Annotated in this window: 17 protein-coding genes; 5 read left to right on the top strand and 12 right to left on the bottom strand. The window is 64.3% G+C overall.

Annotation, left to right across the window (positions count from 1 at the left end; genetic code table 11):
* Positions 1 to 49 precede the first annotated feature (49 nt).
* From aspS to GDI_RS10680, 7 genes are all read right to left on the bottom strand, one after another.
* A complete protein-coding gene (gene aspS, locus GDI_RS10650) occupies positions 50 to 1,849 on the bottom strand; it encodes an aspartate--tRNA ligase (RefSeq protein WP_012553129.1) in 1,800 nt (599 codons plus the stop codon).
* Positions 1,850 to 1,977: 128 nt separating this feature from the next.
* Positions 1,978 to 3,075: an S-methyl-5-thioribose-1-phosphate isomerase gene (mtnA, locus tag GDI_RS10655; RefSeq protein WP_012226082.1), complete on the bottom strand. Its 1,098-nt coding sequence runs from the start codon at positions 3,073 to 3,075 to the stop codon at positions 1,978 to 1,980.
* A 134-nt stretch (positions 3,076 to 3,209) separates the two neighbouring features.
* A complete protein-coding gene (htpG, locus tag GDI_RS10660) occupies positions 3,210 to 5,099 on the bottom strand; it encodes a molecular chaperone HtpG (RefSeq protein WP_041249395.1) in 1,890 nt (629 codons plus the stop codon).
* Between the two features lie 93 nt (positions 5,100 to 5,192).
* A complete protein-coding gene (locus tag GDI_RS10665; protein ID WP_012226088.1) occupies positions 5,193 to 5,840 on the bottom strand; it encodes an NUDIX hydrolase in 648 nt (215 codons plus the stop codon).
* On the bottom strand, positions 5,837 to 6,313 hold the full coding sequence (locus GDI_RS10670) for a cupin domain-containing protein (protein ID WP_012226089.1): 477 nt from the start codon (positions 6,311 to 6,313) through the stop codon (positions 5,837 to 5,839). The genes GDI_RS10665 and GDI_RS10670 overlap by 4 nt, the downstream gene beginning before the upstream one ends.
* Before the next feature lie 56 nt (positions 6,314 to 6,369).
* Positions 6,370 to 7,041, bottom strand: coding sequence for a hypothetical protein (locus tag GDI_RS10675; RefSeq protein ID WP_012553132.1), 672 nt, complete (start codon positions 7,039 to 7,041; stop codon positions 6,370 to 6,372).
* Positions 7,042 to 7,061: 20 nt separating this feature from the next.
* Complete coding sequence (locus tag GDI_RS10680; RefSeq protein ID WP_012226091.1) at positions 7,062 to 8,438, bottom strand: NCS2 family permease; 1,377 nt, start codon at positions 8,436 to 8,438, stop codon at positions 7,062 to 7,064.
* 353 nt (positions 8,439 to 8,791) lie between these two features.
* On the opposite strand from GDI_RS10680, the gene GDI_RS10685 reads away from it, so the two are divergent.
* A complete protein-coding gene (locus GDI_RS10685; RefSeq protein WP_012553133.1) occupies positions 8,792 to 10,210 on the top strand; it encodes a diguanylate cyclase in 1,419 nt (472 codons plus the stop codon).
* Positions 10,211 to 10,242: 32 nt separating this feature from the next.
* On the opposite strand, the gene GDI_RS10690 is transcribed toward GDI_RS10685, so the two are convergent.
* Both GDI_RS10690 and GDI_RS10695 read right to left on the bottom strand, forming a co-directional pair.
* Complete coding sequence (locus GDI_RS10690) at positions 10,243 to 11,376, bottom strand: site-2 protease family protein (RefSeq protein WP_012226098.1); 1,134 nt, start codon at positions 11,374 to 11,376, stop codon at positions 10,243 to 10,245.
* Positions 11,377 to 11,463: 87 nt separating this feature from the next.
* Complete coding sequence (locus GDI_RS10695) at positions 11,464 to 12,390, bottom strand: LysR family transcriptional regulator (protein ID WP_012226100.1); 927 nt, start codon at positions 12,388 to 12,390, stop codon at positions 11,464 to 11,466.
* A gap of 765 nt (positions 12,391 to 13,155) precedes the next feature.
* On the opposite strand from GDI_RS10695, the gene GDI_RS10700 reads away from it, so the two are divergent.
* Complete coding sequence (locus GDI_RS10700; RefSeq protein ID WP_012226104.1) at positions 13,156 to 14,964, top strand: hypothetical protein; 1,809 nt, start codon at positions 13,156 to 13,158, stop codon at positions 14,962 to 14,964.
* On the opposite strand, the gene mobQ is transcribed toward GDI_RS10700, so the two are convergent.
* The gene (gene mobQ / locus GDI_RS19115) at positions 14,961 to 16,364 is read right to left on the bottom strand and encodes a MobQ family relaxase (protein ID WP_012226106.1); all 1,404 of its coding nucleotides are present in this window, start codon (positions 16,362 to 16,364) and stop codon (positions 14,961 to 14,963) included. The two genes, GDI_RS10700 and mobQ, sit on opposite strands and share 4 nt — an antisense overlap.
* 158 nt (positions 16,365 to 16,522) lie before the next feature.
* On the opposite strand from mobQ, the gene GDI_RS10715 reads away from it, so the two are divergent.
* The 3 genes from GDI_RS10715 (at position 16,523) to GDI_RS10725 (ending at position 18,057) form a co-directional block, all read left to right on the top strand.
* Positions 16,523 to 16,774 (top strand): hypothetical protein, encoded by a 252-nt coding sequence (locus GDI_RS10715; protein ID WP_012226109.1) that lies wholly within the window; start codon positions 16,523 to 16,525, stop codon positions 16,772 to 16,774.
* Positions 16,758 to 17,081: a hypothetical protein gene (locus GDI_RS10720; protein ID WP_012226110.1), complete on the top strand. Its 324-nt coding sequence runs from the start codon at positions 16,758 to 16,760 to the stop codon at positions 17,079 to 17,081. Before GDI_RS10715 ends, GDI_RS10720 begins: the two co-directional genes overlap by 17 nt.
* 415 nt (positions 17,082 to 17,496) lie before the next feature.
* On the top strand, positions 17,497 to 18,057 hold the full coding sequence (locus GDI_RS10725; protein ID WP_041249777.1) for a recombinase family protein: 561 nt from the start codon (positions 17,497 to 17,499) through the stop codon (positions 18,055 to 18,057).
* A 207-nt stretch (positions 18,058 to 18,264) separates the two neighbouring features.
* Here the strand turns inward: GDI_RS10725 and GDI_RS19120 are convergent, their stop codons facing one another.
* Both GDI_RS19120 and GDI_RS19125 read right to left on the bottom strand, forming a co-directional pair.
* Positions 18,265 to 19,686, bottom strand: a complete 1,422-nt coding sequence (locus tag GDI_RS19120) for an ImmA/IrrE family metallo-endopeptidase (protein ID WP_157864093.1) — start codon at positions 19,684 to 19,686, stop codon at positions 18,265 to 18,267.
* Between the two features lie 8 nt (positions 19,687 to 19,694).
* Complete coding sequence (locus GDI_RS19125) at positions 19,695 to 20,210, bottom strand: hypothetical protein (protein WP_231854091.1); 516 nt, start codon at positions 20,208 to 20,210, stop codon at positions 19,695 to 19,697.
* Positions 20,211 to 20,468: the final 258 nt, after the last annotated feature.

Below are 20,468 nucleotides of genomic sequence, written 5' to 3' on the forward strand. Positions count from 1 at the left end.
CATGACCCCATCGCGATACGCCGCGCAATCGCACAATGACGCGCGGTCCTTATTCCCCGGCCTTCACGCCGGGCTTCGGCCGCGGCAGGTTCAGCGCCAGCGACAGTTCCTTCAGCCGTTCGGCGGGCACGGGGGCCGGCGCGCCCATCATCAGGTCCTCGCCCTGCTGGTTCAGCGGGAAGAGGATGACCTCGCGGATGTTCGGCTCGTCGGCCAGCAGCATGACGATGCGGTCCACGCCCGGTGCCGAGCCGCCATGCGGCGGCGCGCCGTAGCGGAAGGCGTTGAGCATGCCGCCGAAACGGGCCTCGACCTCGCTGGCCGGGTAGCCGGCCAGTTCGAACGCACGGATCATCACGTCGGGGCGATGGTTGCGGATGGCGCCCGAGGACAGTTCGACGCCGTTGCACACGATATCGTACTGATAGGCCGTGATCGTCAGCGGGTCCTGGCCGTTCAGCGCCTCCAGCCCGCCCTGGGGCATCGAGAACGGGTTGTGCGAGAAGTCGATCTGCCCGGTTTCCTCGTTGCGCTCGTACATCGGGAAATCGGTGATCCAGCAGAAGCGGAAGGAGTCCTGTTCGATCAGGTCCAGCTCGGTCGCGATGCGCGTGCGCACCAGGCCGGAGAATTTCACGACCTCGTCGCCCTTGCCGGCCGCGAAGAAGACCGCGTCACCGGCCTTCAGGCCTGTGGCCTCGCGAATCGCGGCGACGCGCGCGGGCTCCAGGTTCTTGGCGATCGGGCCCTTGCCACCCTCTTCGTCGAAGATGATGTAGCCCAGGCCGCCGGCCCCGGCTTCGCGCGCCCAGGCATTCAGCTTGTCATAGAAGGCGCGCGGACGATCGCCCGCCCCCGGCGCCGGAATCGCGCGGACCTCGCCCCCGTCGGCGACGATGCGCGCGAACAGGCCGAAGCCGGAGTTGGCGAACGATTCGGTCACGTCGCTCAGCAGCAGGGGGTTGCGCAGGTCGGGCTTGTCGCTGCCGTACAGCTTCATCGCCGTGGCGTAGGGAATCCGCTCGAAGGGGGCCGCGCTGACCGTGCGGCCGCCGCCGAATTCGCGGAACACGCCTTCCATCACCGGCTCCAGGGTCGCGAACACGTCTTCCTGGGTCGCGAACGCCATTTCGAAGTCGAGCTGGTAGAATTCGCCCGGCGAGCGGTCGGCGCGCGCGGCCTCGTCCCGGAAGCACGGGGCGATCTGGAAATAGCGGTCGAAGCCCGCGACCATCGCCAGTTGCTTGAACTGCTGCGGCGCCTGGGGCAGCGCATAGAACTTGCCCGGATGCATGCGGGCCGGCACCAGGAAGTCCCGCGCGCCCTCGGGCGAGGACGCGGTCAGGATCGGGGTCTGGAATTCGACGAAGCCCTGGTCGGTCATGCGGCGGCGCAGGCTGGCGATCACCTGGGCGCGCAGCATCATGTTGCGATGGACCTTGTCGCGCCGCAGGTCGATGTAGCGGTAGGTCAGGCGCAGATCCTCGGGGTAATGCTCGTGCCCCGCGACCTGGAAGGGCAGCACGTCGGCCGAGGACTGGATGTCGACCTGCTGCGCGCGCAGTTCGATCTCGCCGGTCGGCAGGTTCGGGTTCTTCGTCGCCGCGTCGCGCAGCACGACTTCGCCCGTGATGGTCAGCACGCTTTCCACGCGAACGCGCTCGACGGCCTCCAGCACCGGGGAACCGGCGGGAATGACGATCTGGGTCATGCCGAAATGATCGCGCAGGTCGATGAACAGCAGGCCGCCATGATCGCGCTTGCTGTGCACCCAGCCGGAGAGGCGGGCCGTCTGCCCGGCATCGCTGGCGCGAAGGGCCGCGCAGCTATGGGTACGATAGGGATGCATGGTCTGGTCCTGTGTCACCAAAGGCAGGGGACGGGACGCCATGCGCCCCGCGCGATCGAAGGCGGAGGAAGCCGGGCCGGGCCGCCCCTGTCAAGGGTTGCCGAGACGGGTCGGCCGGCCGCGTGGCGTCATGCGTGTTCGGGAAACAGCCCCGCCAGGCCGGCCTGCGTGGCCTGGCAGCAGCCGCGCTCGGTAATCAGGCCCGTCACCAGGCGCGCGGGCGTCACGTCGAAGGCCGGGTTGGCCGCGCGGCTGTCCGGCGGGGTCAGGCGCACCGTCTCGATGCGCCCGTCTTCCGTGCGGCCGGTGATGGAGGTGACCTCGGCGCCGTTGCGTTCCTCGATCGGGATTTCGGTCAGCCCGTCACTGACATGCCAGTCGATCGTCGTGGAGGGCAGCGCGACCCAGAACGGCACGCCGTTGTCATGCGCCGCCAGCGCCTTCAGGTAGGTCCCGATCTTGTTCGCCACGTCGCCGGTCCGCGTGACGCGGTCGGTGCCCACGATCACCAGGTCCACCGCGCCGTGCTGCATCAGGTGGCCGCCCGCATTGTCGGCCACCACCGTATGCGGCACCCCGTGGCTGCCCAGTTCCCATGCCGTCAGCGCCGCGCCCTGGTTGCGCGGGCGGGTTTCGTCCACCCACACATGGACGCTCAGTCCGCTGTCATGGGCCATGTAGATCGGGGCCAGCGCGGTGCCCCAGTCGACGGTGGCGATCCAGCCGGCGTTGCAATGCGTCAGGATGTTGACCGTCGTGCCCTCGCCGCGCCGCGCCACGATGTCCTGGATCAGGCGCAGGCCGTGCCGGCCGATGGCTTCGTTCTGGGCCGCGTCCTCGTCGCAGATGCGCCCGGCCTCGTCATACGCGGCGGCGACGCGTTCGGCGGCCGGCAGCGGCCGCAGCCGGCCCAGCATCCTCTCGATGGCCCAGCGCAGGTTGATCGCGGTCGGGCGGGTGGCGGCCAGCAGGGCGGCGTCGCGTTCCATCGCCGCGTCGCCGGCATCGACGCGCAGCGCCAGCGCCAGCCCATAGGCCGCGACCGCGCCGATCAGCGGCGCGCCGCGCACCTGCATGGTGCGGATCGCGTGCGCCACCTGGTCCCGTTCGGTCAGGCGCAGGATGTCCAGTTCCCACGGCAAACGGGTCTGGTCGAAGATATGGACCGACCAGCCGTCATCCTGGTCCACCCACACGCTGCGATAAGGTACGGTGCCGATTTTCATCCTGCGCGATTCCGTTGAGTGAGAGAAAGAGAAGGCCGCGCGGGCTTATATCAGGCTGAATTGGGATTGGCTTTCAAGAAAGCAAGGCCGGGGTTGCCCCCGGCCTTGCCCCGACCTTGCCAACCAGGAACGCCTCAGCCCTGGATTTGGGTCAGCGTCGCCGTCAGGCGGCTGGCGAAGGCGGTCGGGTCCTTGGGGCTTTCGCCGTCCTGGATCCGCGCGATGTCCAGCAGGATCAGCGCGATGTCCGCCACCGATTCGCCGCGCGCCACCCGGTCCGCCAGGTCGCGGATCAGCGGATGGGTCGCGTTGATTTCCAGCACCGGGGCCTGGTCGGGCACCGCCTGGCCGCTGCGGCGCAGCAGGCGCTGCAGTTGCAGGTCCGGCCCCTGCCCCGCCGCCGACAGCACGACCGCGCTGCCGACCAGCCGGCTGGTGCCGCGCACGTCCGACACGGCCTCGCCCAGCGCGGCCTTCATGGCCGGCAGCAGCGCCTCCAGGTCGGCCCGGGCCCCATCGTCCTGCGGGGCCTCGAACTTGTCCAGGTCGGCGTGACCCTGGCTGACGCTGCGCAGGGCCTTGCCCTCGAACGTGCCCAGCCGGTCCGGCCAGAAGGAATCGACCGGATCGGACAGCAGCAGGACCTCGATCCCCCGCGCCCGGAAGCCTTCCAGTTGCGGCGAGGCCGGCAGCGTGTCGGGGTTGTCGCCGGTCAGGTAATAGATCGCCTCCTGCCCGTCCTTCATGCGCGACACGTAGTCGGCCAGGGTCGTCCAGCCTTCTTCCGTGCTGGAACGGAACCGGGCCAGGCCCGCCAGGTCGGTGCGGTATTCCGCGTCGTCCCAGATCCCTTCCTTCAGCACCGGGCCGAAATTGTCCCAGAACGTCGCATAGGATTCCGCATCCGTGGCCCGGCTGCGCAGTTCGTTCAGCACCCGATTGGTCACGGCCTTGCGGATGCGGGCCAGAACCGGGGTGGCCTGCAGCATCTCGCGCGAGACGTTCAGCGGCAGGTCCTCGGTATCCACCACGCCCTGCACGAAGCGCATCCACGGCGGCAGCAGCGCCGCGTCGTCGGTGATGAACATGCGCCGGACATGCAGACGCACGCGGCTGTCACGCACCTGCTCGCCGAATTCGAAGGGCCGGCTGCCGGGGATGAACAGCAGGGCGGTGAACTCGATCGTGCCCTCGGCATGCCAGTGCAGCGTCGCCCAGGGCGTATCGAAATTATGGCTGACATGCCGGTAGAATTCGGTGAGCTGCTCCTCGGTCACCTCGCCCTTGGGCTTGCGCCAAAGGGCGGTTCCGGCATTGGCCGGCGTGTCCTCGCCGTCGCGGCGGATGGTGATCGGCCAGGCGATGTGATCGGCCCATTTGCGCACGATCGATTCCAGGCGCCATGCATCGAGGAATTCGTCGGCATCTTCCTTGATATACAGCACGATGTCGGTGCCGGGGCGCTCACGCGTCGCGGGGCTGAGGGTGAAGCTGCCCTTGCCGTCCGACGACCAGCGCCACGCCTCGTCGCTACCGGCGCGGCGCGACACCACGTCGACATGGTCCGCGACCATGAAGGCGGCATAGAACCCGACGCCGAACTGCCCGATCAGGCTGGGACGGTCCCCGGCGTTCTCCCCGGGCTTCTGCTTGTCCAGTTCCTGGCCGAAGGCGCGGGTGCCCGAGCGCGCGATGGTGCCCAGGTTGCGCGCCAGTTCGTCCTTGCTCATGCCCGTGCCGTCATCGCTGATGGTCAGGCGGCGGGCGTCCTTGTCGGGGTCGATGCGCACCCCGGCCCCTTCCGGCAGGGTCCGGGCGGCGTCGGTCAGGGCCTCGAACCGGCGGCGGTCCGTGGCATCGGCGGCGTTGGCCACCAGTTCGCGCAGGAAGATCTCGCGCTCGGAATACAGCGCGTGGACCACCAGGTCGAGCAGCCGCCCGACCTCCGCACTGAACGCATGTTCCTCGCCCCCTGCCTGGGGTGCGGGCTGGGCCTTGTCCGAATCCGTAGCCTGATCGGTCATGTTTGTGTCTCTCCGTTCCACACTAACGATTTAGGCGGTCATATGGGTCACGAAATGCCTGTTTTCAATGACCTGCGACGCGCTGCATACCCGTCATTCGAAGTCCGTCGGCAAAGTGGGCGTACGATGGTGCTCGAACATCCGCCGGATCTGGTCCGGCAGCACGCGGCCCAGGGACAGGTCGTCCGGAATCTCGTCCGCGCCGAACCAGCCAATGCCCGACGTCTCCAGGCTGGTGGCCGGCGCCCCGCCCGCCAGATCGCACAGATAGAACAGCTTGGCGCAGGAAAAGACCGTGGCCGGGTGGCCCTGCCGGGTGCGGTCCCACAGCGCCGCCAGCTTGCGCACCGTAGCGATGTAGCCGCTTTCCTCGCGCACTTCCTTCACCGCGCTGTCGGCGGGGGTCATGTTCACGTCCGCCCAGCCGCCCGGCAGGGTCCAGCGCCCGCCATCCAGCGTTTCGCGCACCATCAGCAGCCGCCCGTCCGGGTCGAACACCGCCGCGCGCACGTCGATCTTGGGCGTGGCGTATCCGTCCTGGCCTGCGAACAGCGCCTCGATCCGCCGGGCCGGGGTGGCGGTATTGGCCGCCATCATGCGCGCGGCCAGGGCGCGCAGCATCTCGTAGCGTTCCCGATCGTAGGGGTCGCGGGTGAAGGTCAGGCCCGTCTGGGCGATCGCCTGGATCTCGCGGCCCCAGACCAGCCAGTCGGGCTCCCCGTCCCGCTCCGCCCCGCTCATGTCCCACCCCCCGGTTCCAGGCCGTCCGGCGTCCAGTCCGGGGGCGCCAGTTCGAAGCCCGAGAACTGGAAGGCCGGCGCCACCATGCAGCCGACCGCGCTCCATGCCCCCAGGCTTTCCGACGCCTGCCACGCCATGGCGGGCACCACGGCCTGCTGCACCTGGCCGGATGTGGGGCACGGGCCCAGCAGCAGGACCTGCTCGCCGCCCGCGCCCGCAATGCGCAGGCGCAGCGGGGCACCGCCCTGCCAGCACCAGATCTCGGCGGCATCCACCCGATGCCAATGCGACCGCTCGCCCCGCGCCAGCAGGAACTGGATGGTCGTGGCGGCGCCGCGGCCGCCATCGGGCGGCGTGTCCCGCCATAGTTCGCGATACCATCCGCCCTCGGGATGCGGTGACAGCGACAGCGCGGCCCGCACGGCCTCCACCGGCAGGGTCGGGTCACGCAGATCCACAGCGTGGTCAGTCATCGGGCATGTCCTCGATTAAAGACGAACGGGATATCACCGTGGGTCCATGCACGCGTTTACGGACCGGCAGGGGGCGGGAAGTCCAGCATCGCGGCCGTGTAGGTTTCCACCACCTGGCTGAACGGCACCCCGTCCTGGCGGTACAGCAACGCCCGATGGCGCAGGATTTCGGCGGGGATGCGGATCGTGCCGGATGCGGCGGGGGGAAGCGGATGCTGCTCCCACCCTTCCGGCAGGGGGGCGAACAGGCGGGTGCTGTCCAGGGTCCGGCGGGTGAAATGCAGGGCGGCCACCGCATGCCCGAACGCGGTGTCGGTATGGTCCAGCAGCGCGTTCATGGCGGGCGTCAGCCGGGCGGGAACGTACCAGTTGTCCGCGACCGACAGCACCCGCGACCCGCATGTCAGTTCCACCCGGCGATAGGCCACCGCCTCGCCGGGCCCGACATCGAGGTCCCGCCGCTGCGCCATGCTGGGCGGCCGGGCGGCAACGGCCACGCGCCGCGCGACGACCTGCGTGACGGGCGACAGACGATGGTCGCGGCACCAGCCTTCCAGCGTCAGGGTGGCGCTGGGGTGGGACAGCAACCGCGCATCCAGCGTTTCGATCAGCGCCTGCAATTCCAGCCGCGCGACCGGCGTGTCGGGCCAGGACGCCCCGCCGCCATCGGCCCGGGCGGGCGCCGCGACCAGGCTCGCGGCAACCCATGCCCCTACCCCCAGTCCCATGATCCCTTTCACGCGCCGCGTCACGATCCGCCCCCCATGCCGCTGGCCAGCACCAGATAGACGACGAACACCGCGTCCAGTGCCAGCAGGATCGGCGTGACCTCGGCCCAGCGCCGCCCCGCCACCGCCAGCACGGTATACAGCAGCAGCCCCAGCGCCAGGCTGACCATGAAATTGCCGGTCATGACCGTGACCAGCACCATCAGCAGCGGCGCCAGGACCCCGCCCACGTCGCCATCCCCGGACTGGGCCCCCGATCGGCCCATGTCCGACAGCATACCCAGGCCCACCAGCACCAGCACCGGCGCGGTCGCCACCGCCGGCACGGCGGTGATGACGGGCCACAGCACGGATGACAGCAGGAACAGCAGGGCGACCGTGACGCCGACCAGCCCGGTACGCCCCCCGGCCTCGGCCCCGACCAGCGATTCCAGATAGGCCGAGACGGTCGATGTCCCCAGCACCGATCCGATCACGCTGGCCGTGCCGTCCGCGGCGAAGGCCGCGCGGCCCAGCAGCGGCTGCCCGTCCTCGACCGTCAGGCCGGCGCGGCGCGTCACCGCCATCATGGTGCCCGTGGCATCGAAAAAGTCGCCCAGGAAGAAATAGATCGTGACCGGCAGGACGATGCCGATATGCGACAGGAAGCCGTGGAAATCGAACGGGAACAGCATGTTGGTGGGATAATGCGGCCATTCCAGCCAGGCCGCCGGCAGGGTCGTGACCGGGTGGCCGCCAGGATGGCGGACGAAGCAGCCGGCGACGGTCACCGCGACGATGGACAGCAGCATGCCGGCGGGCACCCGCAGCATCTGGAGGGTAGCCGCCAGGAACAGGCCGGCGAGTCCCAGCAGGACCGCCGGATCGTGCAGCGAGCCGAAGGAAAATCCCTGCGCGCCCCCGACCGCCAGCCCCCCGCTGACCATGCCGATATGCGCGATGAAGGCCCCGATGGCGCAGTGGATTCCGTTGCGCACCGGAATGGGGAAGCCCATGACGATCCTCTGCCGCCACCGTGTCAGCGACAGCGCGACGAAGGCCAGGCCGCCGATCAGCACCATCGTGAAGGCGACGGACGGTTTGACGCCCATCTGCACCACCACGACCTGGGCGAAGACGAGGTTGCTGCTCATGGCCGGGGCCAGCGCGATCGGCAGGTTGGCCATCAGCGCCATCAGCAGGGACCCGCAGACCGACGCGGCGATGGTGGTCATGATCATGTCGTGCCGGTCCAAACCGGCCAGCGCCATGATCGCGGGATTGACGATCATGATATAGGCCATGGCCCCGAACGTGGTCAGCCCGGCGACCAGTTCCCGCGCCAGGGTCGAACCCCGGCGGGTCACGTGAAAGGTGCGGTCGATCCACCCGCGCACCCCGGCGCCGTCATGCCTCAAAGCCTCGATTCCTCTTCCGTATCGGGGCGGCACGGATCGGACGCCACCGGCGGGCGAATGTCCTACCGGTTCCGATATGATGCAAGGGTGGTCGACAGGGCACCGGCATCATGGCCGACGTGCCGCATCAGGGCGGCGCCGCACCCTGGACGAAAACATTCATTGCGAAATTATCTTATACCAATATACAATTTGACGTACCGTTTGAATTGCCAGAACTTCTTTGAATCTGTTGTGGTAAAGTTTATACTAGCGTTTGCTGCTCGTCCGGACCCGATGCGACCTGTTCATCCCGCCGGCGGCGCCGTCCGGCTTGCCGGATCCCTTCCCCCGTTCGCCGTGCGAGGCCGAGCATGATGTCAGTTGCCCAGGTGGCCGTAGACGCCGAATTGCGGCGTGCCTTCACGAACGTGCCGGATGCCACGCGCCTTCTGGTCCATGACGTCGTCGAACGGCTGACGCCCGCACTGGTCGCGGCGTTCTACGACCATTTCACGTCCCATCCCGAAGGCCAGACCTACCTGACAGATCCGGAGACGACGGAGCGCCTGCGCGGCACCCTGATGGTGTGGATGGCCGAACTGTTTTCCGCGGCGCCGCAGCACCCGCAGCGGATGGCCGATTCGCAGCGGCATATCGGGCGCTTCCACGCACGCTCGTCCATTCCCATCCATCTGGTGTCCGAGGGCGTTTCGCTGGTCCAGCGAACGATCATCCACGCGCTGGGTCATGAAAACCTGACCCACGAGGAACTGACCGACGCGGTACTGTACGTCACCAACGTGCTGACGGCCGCGACCGGGGTGATGACGTTCACCTATTGGCGGCAGCGCGAACGCGCGGCGTCGAACGACGTGGCGTACCGGCTGTTCGCGCTGAACCAGGACCTGTCGCGCGAGGGCGAGGGCCAGAAGGCCGCGCTGCTGGGATGGAGTTATAACGTCCTGCGGTCGCTGTATGTCGCCAAGACGCCCGAGGATTTGCAGACGATGGGGCTGGCCCGGTCGGAATTCGGCCTGTGGGTGACGTACAAGGTCGGCCTGCTGTTCGAAGGGACGGATATTTCGGCCCTGCTGACCGGCCAGATCGCCAAGGTCGATAACGAATTGCTGCCGGCCATATTGGAAGACATGGCGGCGGAACGCGATATTTCGCCCGCCCTGGCCGCGCTGCATGCCGGCGTCACCGAAATCCTGAGCAGCCTCGAGGTCCTGTTCCACGCCAGCCGGAGCAGCAACGATGTCGAGGACCCGCTGACCCGCGTGCTGAACCGGCGTTTCCTGCCGTCGATCATATCCTACGAACTGCGCGTCGCCCATCAGACGGGGCGGCCGATGAGCGTGCTGTTCCTGGATATCGACCATTTCAAGCACATCAACGACACGTTCGGCCACGCGGCCGGCGACTCCGTCCTGCAGGCCATCGCCCGCGTGCTGGAGGAAGCCAGCCGGCTGAGCGACGTCATCTTCCGCTATGGCGGCGAGGAATTCCTGGTCCTCATGGGCGATACCGATACCGAGCAGATGCTCATCGGTGCCGAGCGCCTGCGCCAGAAGATCGAGAACACGCCCATCCGACTGCCGGACGGCAACCTGCACCAGATCACGGTGTCGATCGGCGCGGCCCAGTATGCCGGCCACCCGGATTACGAGGAACTGCTCCGTGCCGCCGACGCCGCGCTCTATCGGGCGAAGCGGAACGGGCGCAACCGGATCGAGGTCGCCGACGCGCCGCACCATACGCCCGCCCCGAGCCTGGAGGGTGCGTCCTGATCCGGCTGAGGCCGTAACCGGATTCACCAGACCTAGGCGGCGGCCCGGTCGGTCGGGGGGCGATCGGAATCGGCCGCGCGCCGCCCCTGCGTTACGCGTATCCCGTGAGTCAACATCAGTTCGCCGATCGTCTCGGACGTGATCAGGCCGACCAGGCGGTCGCCGGCGTCGACCACCGCGACGGCCGGCAGGTTGCCCTCCTGCAACAGGCGCAGTGCCTCCGACAGCGGCTGGTAGGGATGGATGGCGGGGATGGCCGGCGTCATGGCATCGGCCACCACCGCGCCGGGCCCGTCTATTTGCAGATGGTTGATCAAGGCCGCCTGCGTCAGCACGCCCTGTAGCCTGCCCTGCCCGTCCATGACGGGAAACAGCGTCTGTGCGCAGCGGATCGCGGCCCGTACCGCCTCGTCCAGCGTCGTGAGCATCGGCAGCGTCTCGTACCGGGTCATCATGGCATCCGCCGCGATCATCCCCTGCGCCACCTGGCGCAACTGCACCATATGGGCCTCCGACGCGGCGCCCAGATAGACGAACAGGGCGATGAACAGCAGGATCGGATTGCCGATCAGCCCCAGGAAGCCCAGCAGGAACGCAAACCCCTGCCCCACCGAGGCCGCGACCTGCGTCGCCCGCACGAAACCCATCCGATAGCCCAGAAGCGCGCGCAGCACCCGCCCCCCATCCATGGGAAAGGCCGGCAGCAGGTTGAACAGCAGCAGGAACAGATTGACCGAGGCCAGACGGACGACCATCCCGCCGCCGCCCACCATCCCGCTCGTCGCGGCATCCAGGCTGGGCCACGTTCCCGTCGCGGCGAACAGAAGCAGGCCGATGACCAGATTGACCGCCGGCCCCGCCAGCGCCACCAGCAATTCCTGCCCCGCCCGTTCGGGCATGCGCGACAGGCGCGCGACGCCGCCGATCGGCAGCAGGGTGATGTCGGATGTCGTCACGCCGAAACGGCGTGCCATCAGGATGTGTCCGAATTCATGCAGGACCACGCAGACGAAGACCAGCATGATGAACACCACGCCCTGCCACGCCGCCGCAGGGCCGCCCTGGGCACCGGCGACCATCGCGATCCACAGCAACAGCAGGAAGAACGTCACATGCACGCGGATTGCGGTGCCCGCGATGCGCCCCAGGGGGATCGACCATGTCATGCTTGCCCTCCGCTGGGCTGGAGCCCCGCAGGGGGCTGCATCCACAACGCGCCGCGGCCCTGCCGGTTTGGTTCCCGGCGGCGACGATCAGGCGGCAGGCTGGGCCGCCCGCCGCCGGGTGATGCGGAAGACCGTGTCGCGCAGCCAACGATGCACCGGATCGAAATCGTGGCGGGGGTGCCAGGCCTGGAAGGCCTCGACCGGTTGCAGGGCAAAGGGAAAGTCGAACGCGACCAGGCGGATCAGCTTGGTCGGCAACCGGTCGATCACGATGTCGGGCATGGGCAGGATCATGTCCGTCTCGCGAATACTTTCGATCATCGCGAAATGGGACGGCACCACCAGCACGACGCGCCGCCGCAGGCCGTAGCGTTCCTGCAGGATCGTATCGATCGGGCCGCGCCGCAGGCCCTTGCGCGACACGCCGATATGATCGTAGCGGACCAGGTTCTGCGGCGTGACGCCCTCGGCCAGGATCGGATGTCCCCGCCGCACCATCCCCCGGATCGACATGGCGAACAGGCTCTGCCGGCGCAGTTCGGGACGCATCTCGTCGGTCGCGCCGATATACAGGTCGATGGTCTGGCGGCGCATCGCGTCCCCGACATGCTCGTCGGTTTCGGGGGTGAAGCAGACGTCGCACTGCGGACAGTCCCGCCGCAGCACCTGGACCAGTTCGCTGGCGAAGGCGCCGACGATCACGTCGCTGGCGCGAATGGTGAAACGCGGCGAAACGGTCGTCAGGTCCAGCTTTTCACGATCCTCGTGCAGCCGTTCGGCATCCAGCACCAGTTGCCCGACTTTTTCACGGATGCGCGTGGCGAAGGCGGTCGGGACCATCCGCCGCCCCGACTGCACCAGAATCGGGTCGCCGAAGGCCTCGCGCAGCTTGCCCAACTGGCGGCTCATGGTCGGCTCGCTGACCTTCATGCGCCGCGCGGCGGCGGAAACGCTCTGTTCTTCCACCAGCACATGGAGATAGCGCAGCAGATCGAGGTCGTATTGGCGCGGCATCGGCCCCCCAGCCGTCGATTTTCCCGGGACGAAACGATATTGCCCGACCCAGGCGAAAACTGAAATCGTCGACTCGCGATACTGTGGGGATGCGCATGCGGTGCAGGGCCGCAACAAGCAGACCTGCAACAATCAAGATGAATTGGATTCACGTATAGGCATTCATAGGGGCCGTCCCGCATGGAACAGACCCGGTGCCGCGATGCGGCCATCCATACAGACCGACCTGCAATGCCAACGCGCCTGGCGTGTTGGCGTCCCGTACGGGATTCGAACCCGTGTTACCGCCGTGAAAGGGCAAAACTTAGCCTTGGACAACTGCGGGCTCCGTGGTTATCGCGTTGAACTCACACTTATTATGTCATCCCCCGTCACCCATTGTCACCCTAAAACACCTCCGTTGTGGCTCAAAAATGGCTCATGATTTTGGCCGAGGATTTTGGCTCAAGCGGGATTTTTGAGTTTAAGCGCAAATCGGCGCTAATAGGACTGTTGCATGTGGCTGTTCGGAGCCACGCCCTATGAGGAACGCAACATGACTGCTTTCGATCCGCATCTGTCTCTCGTCCCGCGCGGGCCTCGCGCCGACGATCTGAGCATTTAACGCAAACAGGCGGCTGGATCACCAGCCGCCTGCCGCGCAGTCAACAATCAATCTAAGGTCCGCATTCCGTGTGTGCTTCCCGGCCGCCGGAATGAGATGTCCCCATTGTATGCGACCTCCACGCAAGTCGCAAATCTGGAGACGGACCATCGAGGTCCGCCATGGCTCGTCCATTCGCATCCTTCACCGAGTTGTCCGCGCCCCTCGTCGGCCGCAAGACCGGCATCAACCATGATCTGCAAGACCGGCTTGCAGTCATGGACGCCCGAGCGCTTCGTATCATGGAACTTGCTGGAATTAGGACGCACACACACAATGGCCGCGACATCTACAGGATCAGTGAAGTCACGCTGATCGTCGAGAAAATGCCGCAAGAACGTCTGCGCCGTACGCTCCTTATACCTTCTCAGGCTTACGGAATACGGCGCGAGCGGGGCGATGAATTACGCTTCTACGCCGAGAACCACATGAAGACGCCGCTTTGTTCTGGCACGTTCACTTGCTCCGAGATGACCCCCATTGGGGGCGATCTGGTCGGAGACATGAAGCGTCTGCGCGGGCGGATAGGTGACATGTTGAGATGGTGCCGAAGAGGGCCGTTCTCTGGTTATGGTTTCGATGTTTTGATGCTGGCGAACGATTTCGCCTTCCAGTTTCATCCGCTGACGGGTGTATCCGTCAACGGTCACGTTAATTACTGCTATACGATGAAATCACCGATGCCACCTGAAGTCTGGGAAGACTTCCGTCGTGCCGTTCGCGAGAAGTTTGATCTTGGGTTTTATGTCACTGGTCCTGTGACTGACCTCTCGGCGCTGCTCGACTACATGACGAAGTTATACAAGGCCGAGCGAACCCGGACCGACGAAATCTTATTCTCGGACCTGTCTGATGATGTCGCCGCCTGGTTTCTAGGACAGGTCGATCAGATGTGGAACTTGACCCCGCTGGCTGGCTTTAAGGTGTTCCGTGCCAGCCTCAAGACGGACAAGGAGAAGGTAGTCCGGAAGCGCGCCGTTCCGGTCCGGAAGCCGGTCAGGACCACGGATGGCCGGTCCGTCGATGCGCTAGTGCCGCCGCGTCCTCGCGAACACAGCCTCGTCGTAGCCAAGAGGCTGTCGCCTCGGATATTGGCCGGTGCTGATGATTCGCCGTTCCCGCCTGGATTCACCGAGGGACCGCCGAGGGTTCGTGTTCAGGATCAGCATGTTAGCCACCCTGTGTATGCTAATTACGCCATCCATTCCGATATCGCATCGAACCGTGAAGCTGCCGCCGCCTCGCCGCTGGGAGCGACGCCCCCCTCCGGGGGGCTAGCATCGGGGGCCTGTCCGTCGCCTGGCAATTCTGTGTTGGATCAAGGACTTGACGGGTCTGTGTATGCTAATTCCGCCAACGGTTCCGATTTCGCAACGAAGAAGTCACGCGGCCATGTCGAGAACCTTGTGATCGCCCGCGAGCGGCCATCGCCGACCGAGGCCGGCATCTGGGAAACCTGGACCCAGGTCATGAACCTGACGTTGAGGCCAGAGACAGAGGAAGGTGAGCGAGGTTTGGCGATCCTCCTGAGGCACCACGAGCAGGCGACGGCGCAGGCTCGGCGGAATGGCTGGACCGGGCGTGTGGGTAATCCCCTAGCGCGGTTGGCGGCCGGTCTCGTCGCCGCCGATTCCGCCGAGCCCCATATTCCTGATGATCAGAGCCTTTTTATGCACGCTAATTCCGCAACTCAAAACGATATCAAAACGATTCCTGAGACCATACCGACATCGCCCCCGTCGCTTCCTGACGCTCCGCCATCGTCAGCATACAGTCACCCCTCTGCCGAGGACGTGGCTGCGGCCCGTTCCGTCCTGCCTCCTGAGGTCCTGTCTCGCGGCCTTCCCGACGTGTATCTTGTCATGTTGGCAAACGGCCAAAGAAGAGAAGCTGAAATAGCCAAGCTGCCGTCAATGATGGGGCGGCATTAGGGTTGTCTTGGTTTGTCATTCTTCCTTTTCTGTTTCTGATGATTGTCGTTCTGTTGTGTGTGTTGATCGTCTATGCCAAAAAAGTCTTTTACAGACTGCCACTGTTCGTTGTTTTGCTGTCGTTTCTCTGCACGTTCAGCCGCCCATTGCGTTTTGCGTTCTGCTTGTCTCTGTCGTGCCTCGGCCTCGCGATCAGCGATCGTCGTCGACTGGTCAACAGCAACCTGAGCTATCAGTTTTGTTCGGCGTTCTGCGTACTCAATCTGTCCGTCAGTGGGTTTAGACAGTCTGCGCATGAACGCCTCGGCCGCCTGTTGTGCGGCCTCGCGAAGCATGTCGCCCTGTATTTTTGCGCGCTGAAACGCTTTGCGGGCGGCGGTCTGCGGATCGTCGCCTTCCTCGTCAGCTAGTTCGCTGAGTCGTTGCGACAGAGATGCGGCTCTAGTCGCTGATGCAGCAGCCCGCTGCATCGCCGATATTGAGTTATCGCGCGCCCGTTGCGCTTCATTGTGCAACATTGCGGTCAAACGATCGTTTCGTGATGCAGCGATGTCCAGTCCTCGCGCTACAGACTTTGCAATATAGGCTTCGTCTTTAGCTTTGCGTTGTTCATCGCGCGCCGCTTTGACTGCACGTCGTGCCGCAAGTTTTTCTTGAAACGCGGCCATTCGTTCTGCTCGATGCTTGAGGCGAAGTTCAGATGGTTGATTTGTTTTGCGCTCGATCGCCGTGGCGGCCGGCCCAAGGTGTCGTGAGGGTGCTTCGTCGAGTCCACGGTCTGCGTGCGATCTATGGTCGATACGTTCTGTGGACCCCGCGAGTTCCAGGGCGTGATTGACCATGTCGGCCCATTCCCGGCGGATGCCCTTCATCTCTTGCATGGTGGATGGCAAACCGCGCCTCTGGCGTTCTCTGTTCTCAAGCTCGAATGTCGCCTTCGCACCGAAGACCGGCTTGCCGTTTTCGATGGTGACGATCCGGGTTGTCGCCATGAGGTGAGCATGATGGTTGCGATCGTCTCCGGTCCGGCTCGGCTCGTGGATGCAGATGTCAGTCGCAACGCCGTATTTTTGATGCAGCATCTTCGCGAATTCGGCGGCGAGCTGCTGTCGATCTCGGGGTGATAGCTCGGACGGTAGAGCTAGAAGCCATTCGCGCGCTGTCCTGCCGTCCTTCCGCTTCTCTGCTGCCTCCGCCGCGTTCCATAATGTCTCGCGATCGACGCGCTGGTTGCCAACACTGCAAGCGGTCGCAACGACGCCGTTTTTGTTTCTGTAATCGTGAATCTGGCCGGTGCGCTCGTCGGTCAGTTTCTCAGCAGATCGGTAGGCGGCAGCGGCGACGGCGGATCGTCCGGCTGATCGAGAGATTGGTTTGCTGGACAGGGACATGATCGCCATCGCTGTTTCCTCTGTTCCGCCGCCGCAGGTGACCGACGCCGCTGCGTCGCACGTCGAGTCCGCCAGGACTCGTAAGTGCGCCTTTGTCTCGCTTGCGCTCGCCAAAGGAATGGCCGTCGTCGGCTATAATAGCATGTCACCAGTTATGGAGCGGCGAAGTGGAAAAGTCGGTTGGACGTTTAGAGCGAGCGAAACAGCGGCTGACGCAGGCTCAAGCCCGATACGAGAAAGTGTCGTCGGTCGAGAGCCAGAAGGCACGGAAAGAGGATGTGAGGCGGAAGATCATCGTCGGTGGTGCCGTCTTGGCGATGGTGGATTCAGACGATCGTGCGGCGTCTCTGCTGAATGTTGTGATTGATGGTCTGAAGTCGGATCGGGACAAGGCGCTGTTCAATGTCAGCGCCGCTTGATGATGACAGCGACGACGTCCTTGATCGCACGACGCTGTTGTTCGTCGGCTTGGTTGAGGCGTTGGATGCCGATCGCCTGGCCAGGCAGCACCTGGCGGTAGCCAGTGCGGAGCAGGCTGCAAAACAAGCTATGGTTCAGGCCGAGGCCATCAAGATCGTGAGGATGGCCGGCAAGATCGCGCGCGTCTCGGAACAGGCGATGACGCGACGTCCGGTCCTGCCCGTCTTGATCGCCGGTCTGGTCGGTGCGGCGATGGCGCTGATCGCGGTCGGCGGCGGATATGGCGCCGGTCGGCTCGGGATGTGATGTTACGCCGCGCGTAACATCGTCAACGGGAGATGAAACGATGGGACGCATGGCGGAACTGGCCCATGATGCTGAGACTTGGCGTCAGCAGCAGGATCAAGACCTGTGGGAATGGGAGATGGAGAACTTGTGCCCGTCGTCAGCGCCAGCGCCTTCGGCGGCTGCCACGCGAAGCGTGGCAGCGGGGGAAGGGCGGTGCCACGCAGTGGCAGGCGCCAGGGAAGGGCGTGGGGCTTCACGAGCGAAGCTCGTGCTGGACGAAGACGACGATGTCCCATTCTGAACGTCTCATTAGGGCAGGGTCGTATGAGATGATTACGATGCAGGCGACAATCATCATTTTCTGTCTCACACGGATTGAAATCTCTTTTTGAGATACCATCTCAATGAGGTCTTAGATTCTATGGAGATGGGCATGAGGATCGGATATGCTCGGACCAGCACGACGGAGCAGGCGGCGGGGTTGGCGGCGCAAGTCCGTGATCTCGAAGCGCAGGGATGCAATCGGGTCTTCGCGGAACAAGTGTCAGGCACCATCACTGTCAGGCCGGAACTGGAGGCGGCCATCGACTATCTGCGCCAAGGCGATGCGTTGGTGGTGACGAAGCCCGACCGCTTGGCGCGATCGACGACGGACTTACTGTCGTTCGTGCATCGGGTGCAGGCCAAGGGCGCTGATCTGGTTATCCTGTCTATGGGGGGGCAGCCTTTGGATACCAGCAGTCCGACCAGCAAGCTGACGCTGACCTTGCTGGCAGCCGTAGCCGAATTCGAGCGCGACATTATGAAGGAGCGGCAGGCGGAGGGGATCGCAAAAGCGAAGGCTGAAGGAAAATATCGCGGACGCAAGCCGACCGCGCGCGCGAAGGCCGTCCATGTCAGGGCGATGTCAGCCGAAGGTGTCAGTCCTACCGAAATCGCGAAGCGGCTGGGGATCGGTCGGGCTTCGGTCTACCGGTGCCTAGAGGTCGCGTGATGAACGGCTTCCGACGGCCTGCCATAAGCGCATGTTAGACCGGCAGCTATGCGGGAGGGGAGGAAGCGGAATGTTTGGTTCGGGTCTGCGAGGGTAGAAAAGCTGCCATTCGCACTACCGTCCTTCATGAGAGCTATACGCCCCGATGTCGCGAAGACTTAAGGCCGACAAGAGCGGCCCAAGCCCACCTCCCCCCCCTTGAGTGATCTAAACAGCAAGATCCTGAGCAGTCAGTTCGGCAATTGTCGCCAACTGCTGAGCCAAAGCCGAGGGTGCCGCCTGCAACCATGATGCCGCCGTATCGGTCGAAATCAGTTCTCGGGAAGCGGCAATAGCTACCAACCCGGAGAAGCGCCCACGACGACTAATAGGAACGCCGGCGACGGGAAAATAGTCCGCCGTCCAGTTCTCGTTTGTTGTCCAATAATCATCAGGTGGTGGAAGCTGGTTAGATGCGACATGCCGGGTATCGACCTCGGCACCCCAGTTGCGCGAGACATTCGCGATGTGATACTTCGCGGCCGTTGCGCCAACGCCGAAGCGTTTCATGAGCTCGATCACCTGATCAGTCGGACTTGCACCACGCTTGACGATTTCGATTACAGCCTCACGCGGTGCCAGAAAGGAAATGGCGAAGGCATTAGCACGCGCCTCTACTTCGTCGCCGCCGCCGGCCTCGGCAGTGCGCAAGTCATCGTAACGGTCGACATGAAGGCGGCGCAGACGAGCTGGTGGATCCCAAAGCAAATGGCCAAGCTCGTGACACAAGGTCATCCGCCTCACCCAGACATTCTGGTTGTCACCTTCAGTATTGATGACGATCCCTCGATCGTCACCATTAACTACCGTTGCGCCTGCGAAGGCCGCTCCCATTGCGGCCTGAATCAGCGGAATCCCCAGTTGATCAATGAGCTCACGCACTGATGGGATTGGGGCAAGTGGATCTAAGTTCAGCAGGGTGCGCGTTCGTTCTGCCAGATCATACCCCCGGCGCCATACTGGAGCATAATAATCATCGCTCGCATCAAAGTGCTTGAGTATATTCGGAACAACACCAAGCTCGACCGCGAGCAAGTTTTGCCGCGATATCGTCCACGCCGCCTCCGCAAGCTTGAGCACCAGGGAGGGTGAGAAGCGTACGTTGTGTCCGGCACTCCCGAGCGTCCGCAGGCGGACTGCTAATTGCTGGTCGGCGCTCGCATCTGGTCGGACGCCCAGTTGCTCATCGTTGAGCCCAAGAGTTTGGGCAAGGAGTTGCAGGCGACGAACCGGCGAGATCGCCCCTAGCTGCTCAGCGCGCCGCACGTCGTTGACCGTAAGCATGCTAGCCCGAGCCACCTGCTCTTGCGTGAGTCCGAGCCTCACACGCTGCTCCCGCAGCGAGCGCGCAGGCTCATCAAGACTGACACTAATGACGGTCGCACCCTCATCGACCGCCTCGCGGAGTGCAGCGTAGCCGAATTGTTTTAATGCCCACCGAGCGGTCATGCGTGGTCCGGTCGCAGCGGGACGGTCGGGGGAAAGTTGCGACTGACTTCTGACAAAACGACGTGGGGAACTGGCGGCCCGATCTTCTGGTGTATCGCCACACGACTCCAGACCGAACACGCGGTCAAGTTCGGCCTTCAATGGGAGATTCATTTTACCCATTGCGGCAGACGAGACCCAATACGAAAAGGCCACGCATTTTCATCGTCCCACCCGTAACTCCACACCCCATAGCCCGAATTCTTAAACGCCCTAGCGACCGCAGTCATCTCTTCTTTGCTACGTGGACCATAACGACCTGAACCTCCGTCAAGCGCAACTGCATCGTTCTCGACAAAGACGAGCTGGCCGCCGCAATGCGCAGGACGAGCGCCTGTGAGATTGCTATGCTTGATTTCTTTCCCGTTGAGCGTATCTGCAAAGCCGCCGCATTCCGGCGCATGGACAACATCTTCGGCGCGCACGACCCACAAGCGCAACTTCGGATGATTTTTCATTAGCATCGGCGGCTCACCCTCAGCGACCTCGCCCGTCCCGTCGCGCCATTGTTCGAGCCCATCAGCGCTTGTCATCTCACGACGTTCGTCCTCATGACCTACGGGGGGACATTCTCTTTCCGGATAGGTGTGGCGAAATCGGTCAAAGGCTTGCTTCGTTTTGCTCAAAAAGATCGTCTTTCTAATCGAATCTATCTAGCAGGAACCAAGTTAGCTAGCTCCAGTTGTATCAATCCTACCCTTAGGCTCGAAAATGTAAACATAGCAATCGGCAGGCGCTTCTCGCTGGATGACAGCTTTCCCAAGCCTCGCGCTTGGAAGTAGCCCTACTACAGCCATCCCAACCCGCCCGGGGTCAGCACTTGAAATCTACGTCCGGTTTTGGAATGGTACATGTCCCGACCGGGTGACCGAGATAAGGGCAGA

Origin of the sequence: Gluconacetobacter diazotrophicus PA1 5, assembly GCF_000067045.1 — a bacterium.
In the GTDB taxonomy this organism is placed as follows: Bacteria; Pseudomonadota; Alphaproteobacteria; order Acetobacterales; family Acetobacteraceae; genus Gluconacetobacter; species Gluconacetobacter diazotrophicus.

Coding starts and splice junctions, on each gene's coding strand:
- htpG (WP_041249395.1), bottom strand. CDS start 5,099: ATGACCGATCAGGCTACGGATTCGGACAAGGCCCAGCCCGCACCCCAG.
- GDI_RS10725 (WP_041249777.1), top strand. CDS start 17,497: ATGAGGATCGGATATGCTCGGACCAGCACGACGGAGCAGGCGGCGGGG.
- GDI_RS10695 (WP_012226100.1), bottom strand. CDS start 12,390: ATGCCGCGCCAATACGACCTCGATCTGCTGCGCTATCTCCATGTGCTG.
- GDI_RS10690 (WP_012226098.1), bottom strand. CDS start 11,376: ATGACATGGTCGATCCCCCTGGGGCGCATCGCGGGCACCGCAATCCGC.
- mtnA (WP_012226082.1), bottom strand. CDS start 3,075: ATGAAAATCGGCACCGTACCTTATCGCAGCGTGTGGGTGGACCAGGAT.
- GDI_RS10685 (WP_012553133.1), top strand. CDS start 8,792: ATGATGTCAGTTGCCCAGGTGGCCGTAGACGCCGAATTGCGGCGTGCC.
- mobQ (WP_012226106.1), bottom strand. CDS start 16,364: ATGGCGATCATGTCCCTGTCCAGCAAACCAATCTCTCGATCAGCCGGA.
- GDI_RS10670 (WP_012226089.1), bottom strand. CDS start 6,313: ATGACTGACCACGCTGTGGATCTGCGTGACCCGACCCTGCCGGTGGAG.
- aspS (WP_012553129.1), bottom strand. CDS start 1,849: ATGCATCCCTATCGTACCCATAGCTGCGCGGCCCTTCGCGCCAGCGAT.
- GDI_RS10665 (WP_012226088.1), bottom strand. CDS start 5,840: ATGAGCGGGGCGGAGCGGGACGGGGAGCCCGACTGGCTGGTCTGGGGC.
- GDI_RS10675 (WP_012553132.1), bottom strand. CDS start 7,041: ATGGGACTGGGGGTAGGGGCATGGGTTGCCGCGAGCCTGGTCGCGGCG.
- GDI_RS10720 (WP_012226110.1), top strand. CDS start 16,758: ATGTCAGCGCCGCTTGATGATGACAGCGACGACGTCCTTGATCGCACG.
- GDI_RS10700 (WP_012226104.1), top strand. CDS start 13,156: ATGGCTCGTCCATTCGCATCCTTCACCGAGTTGTCCGCGCCCCTCGTC.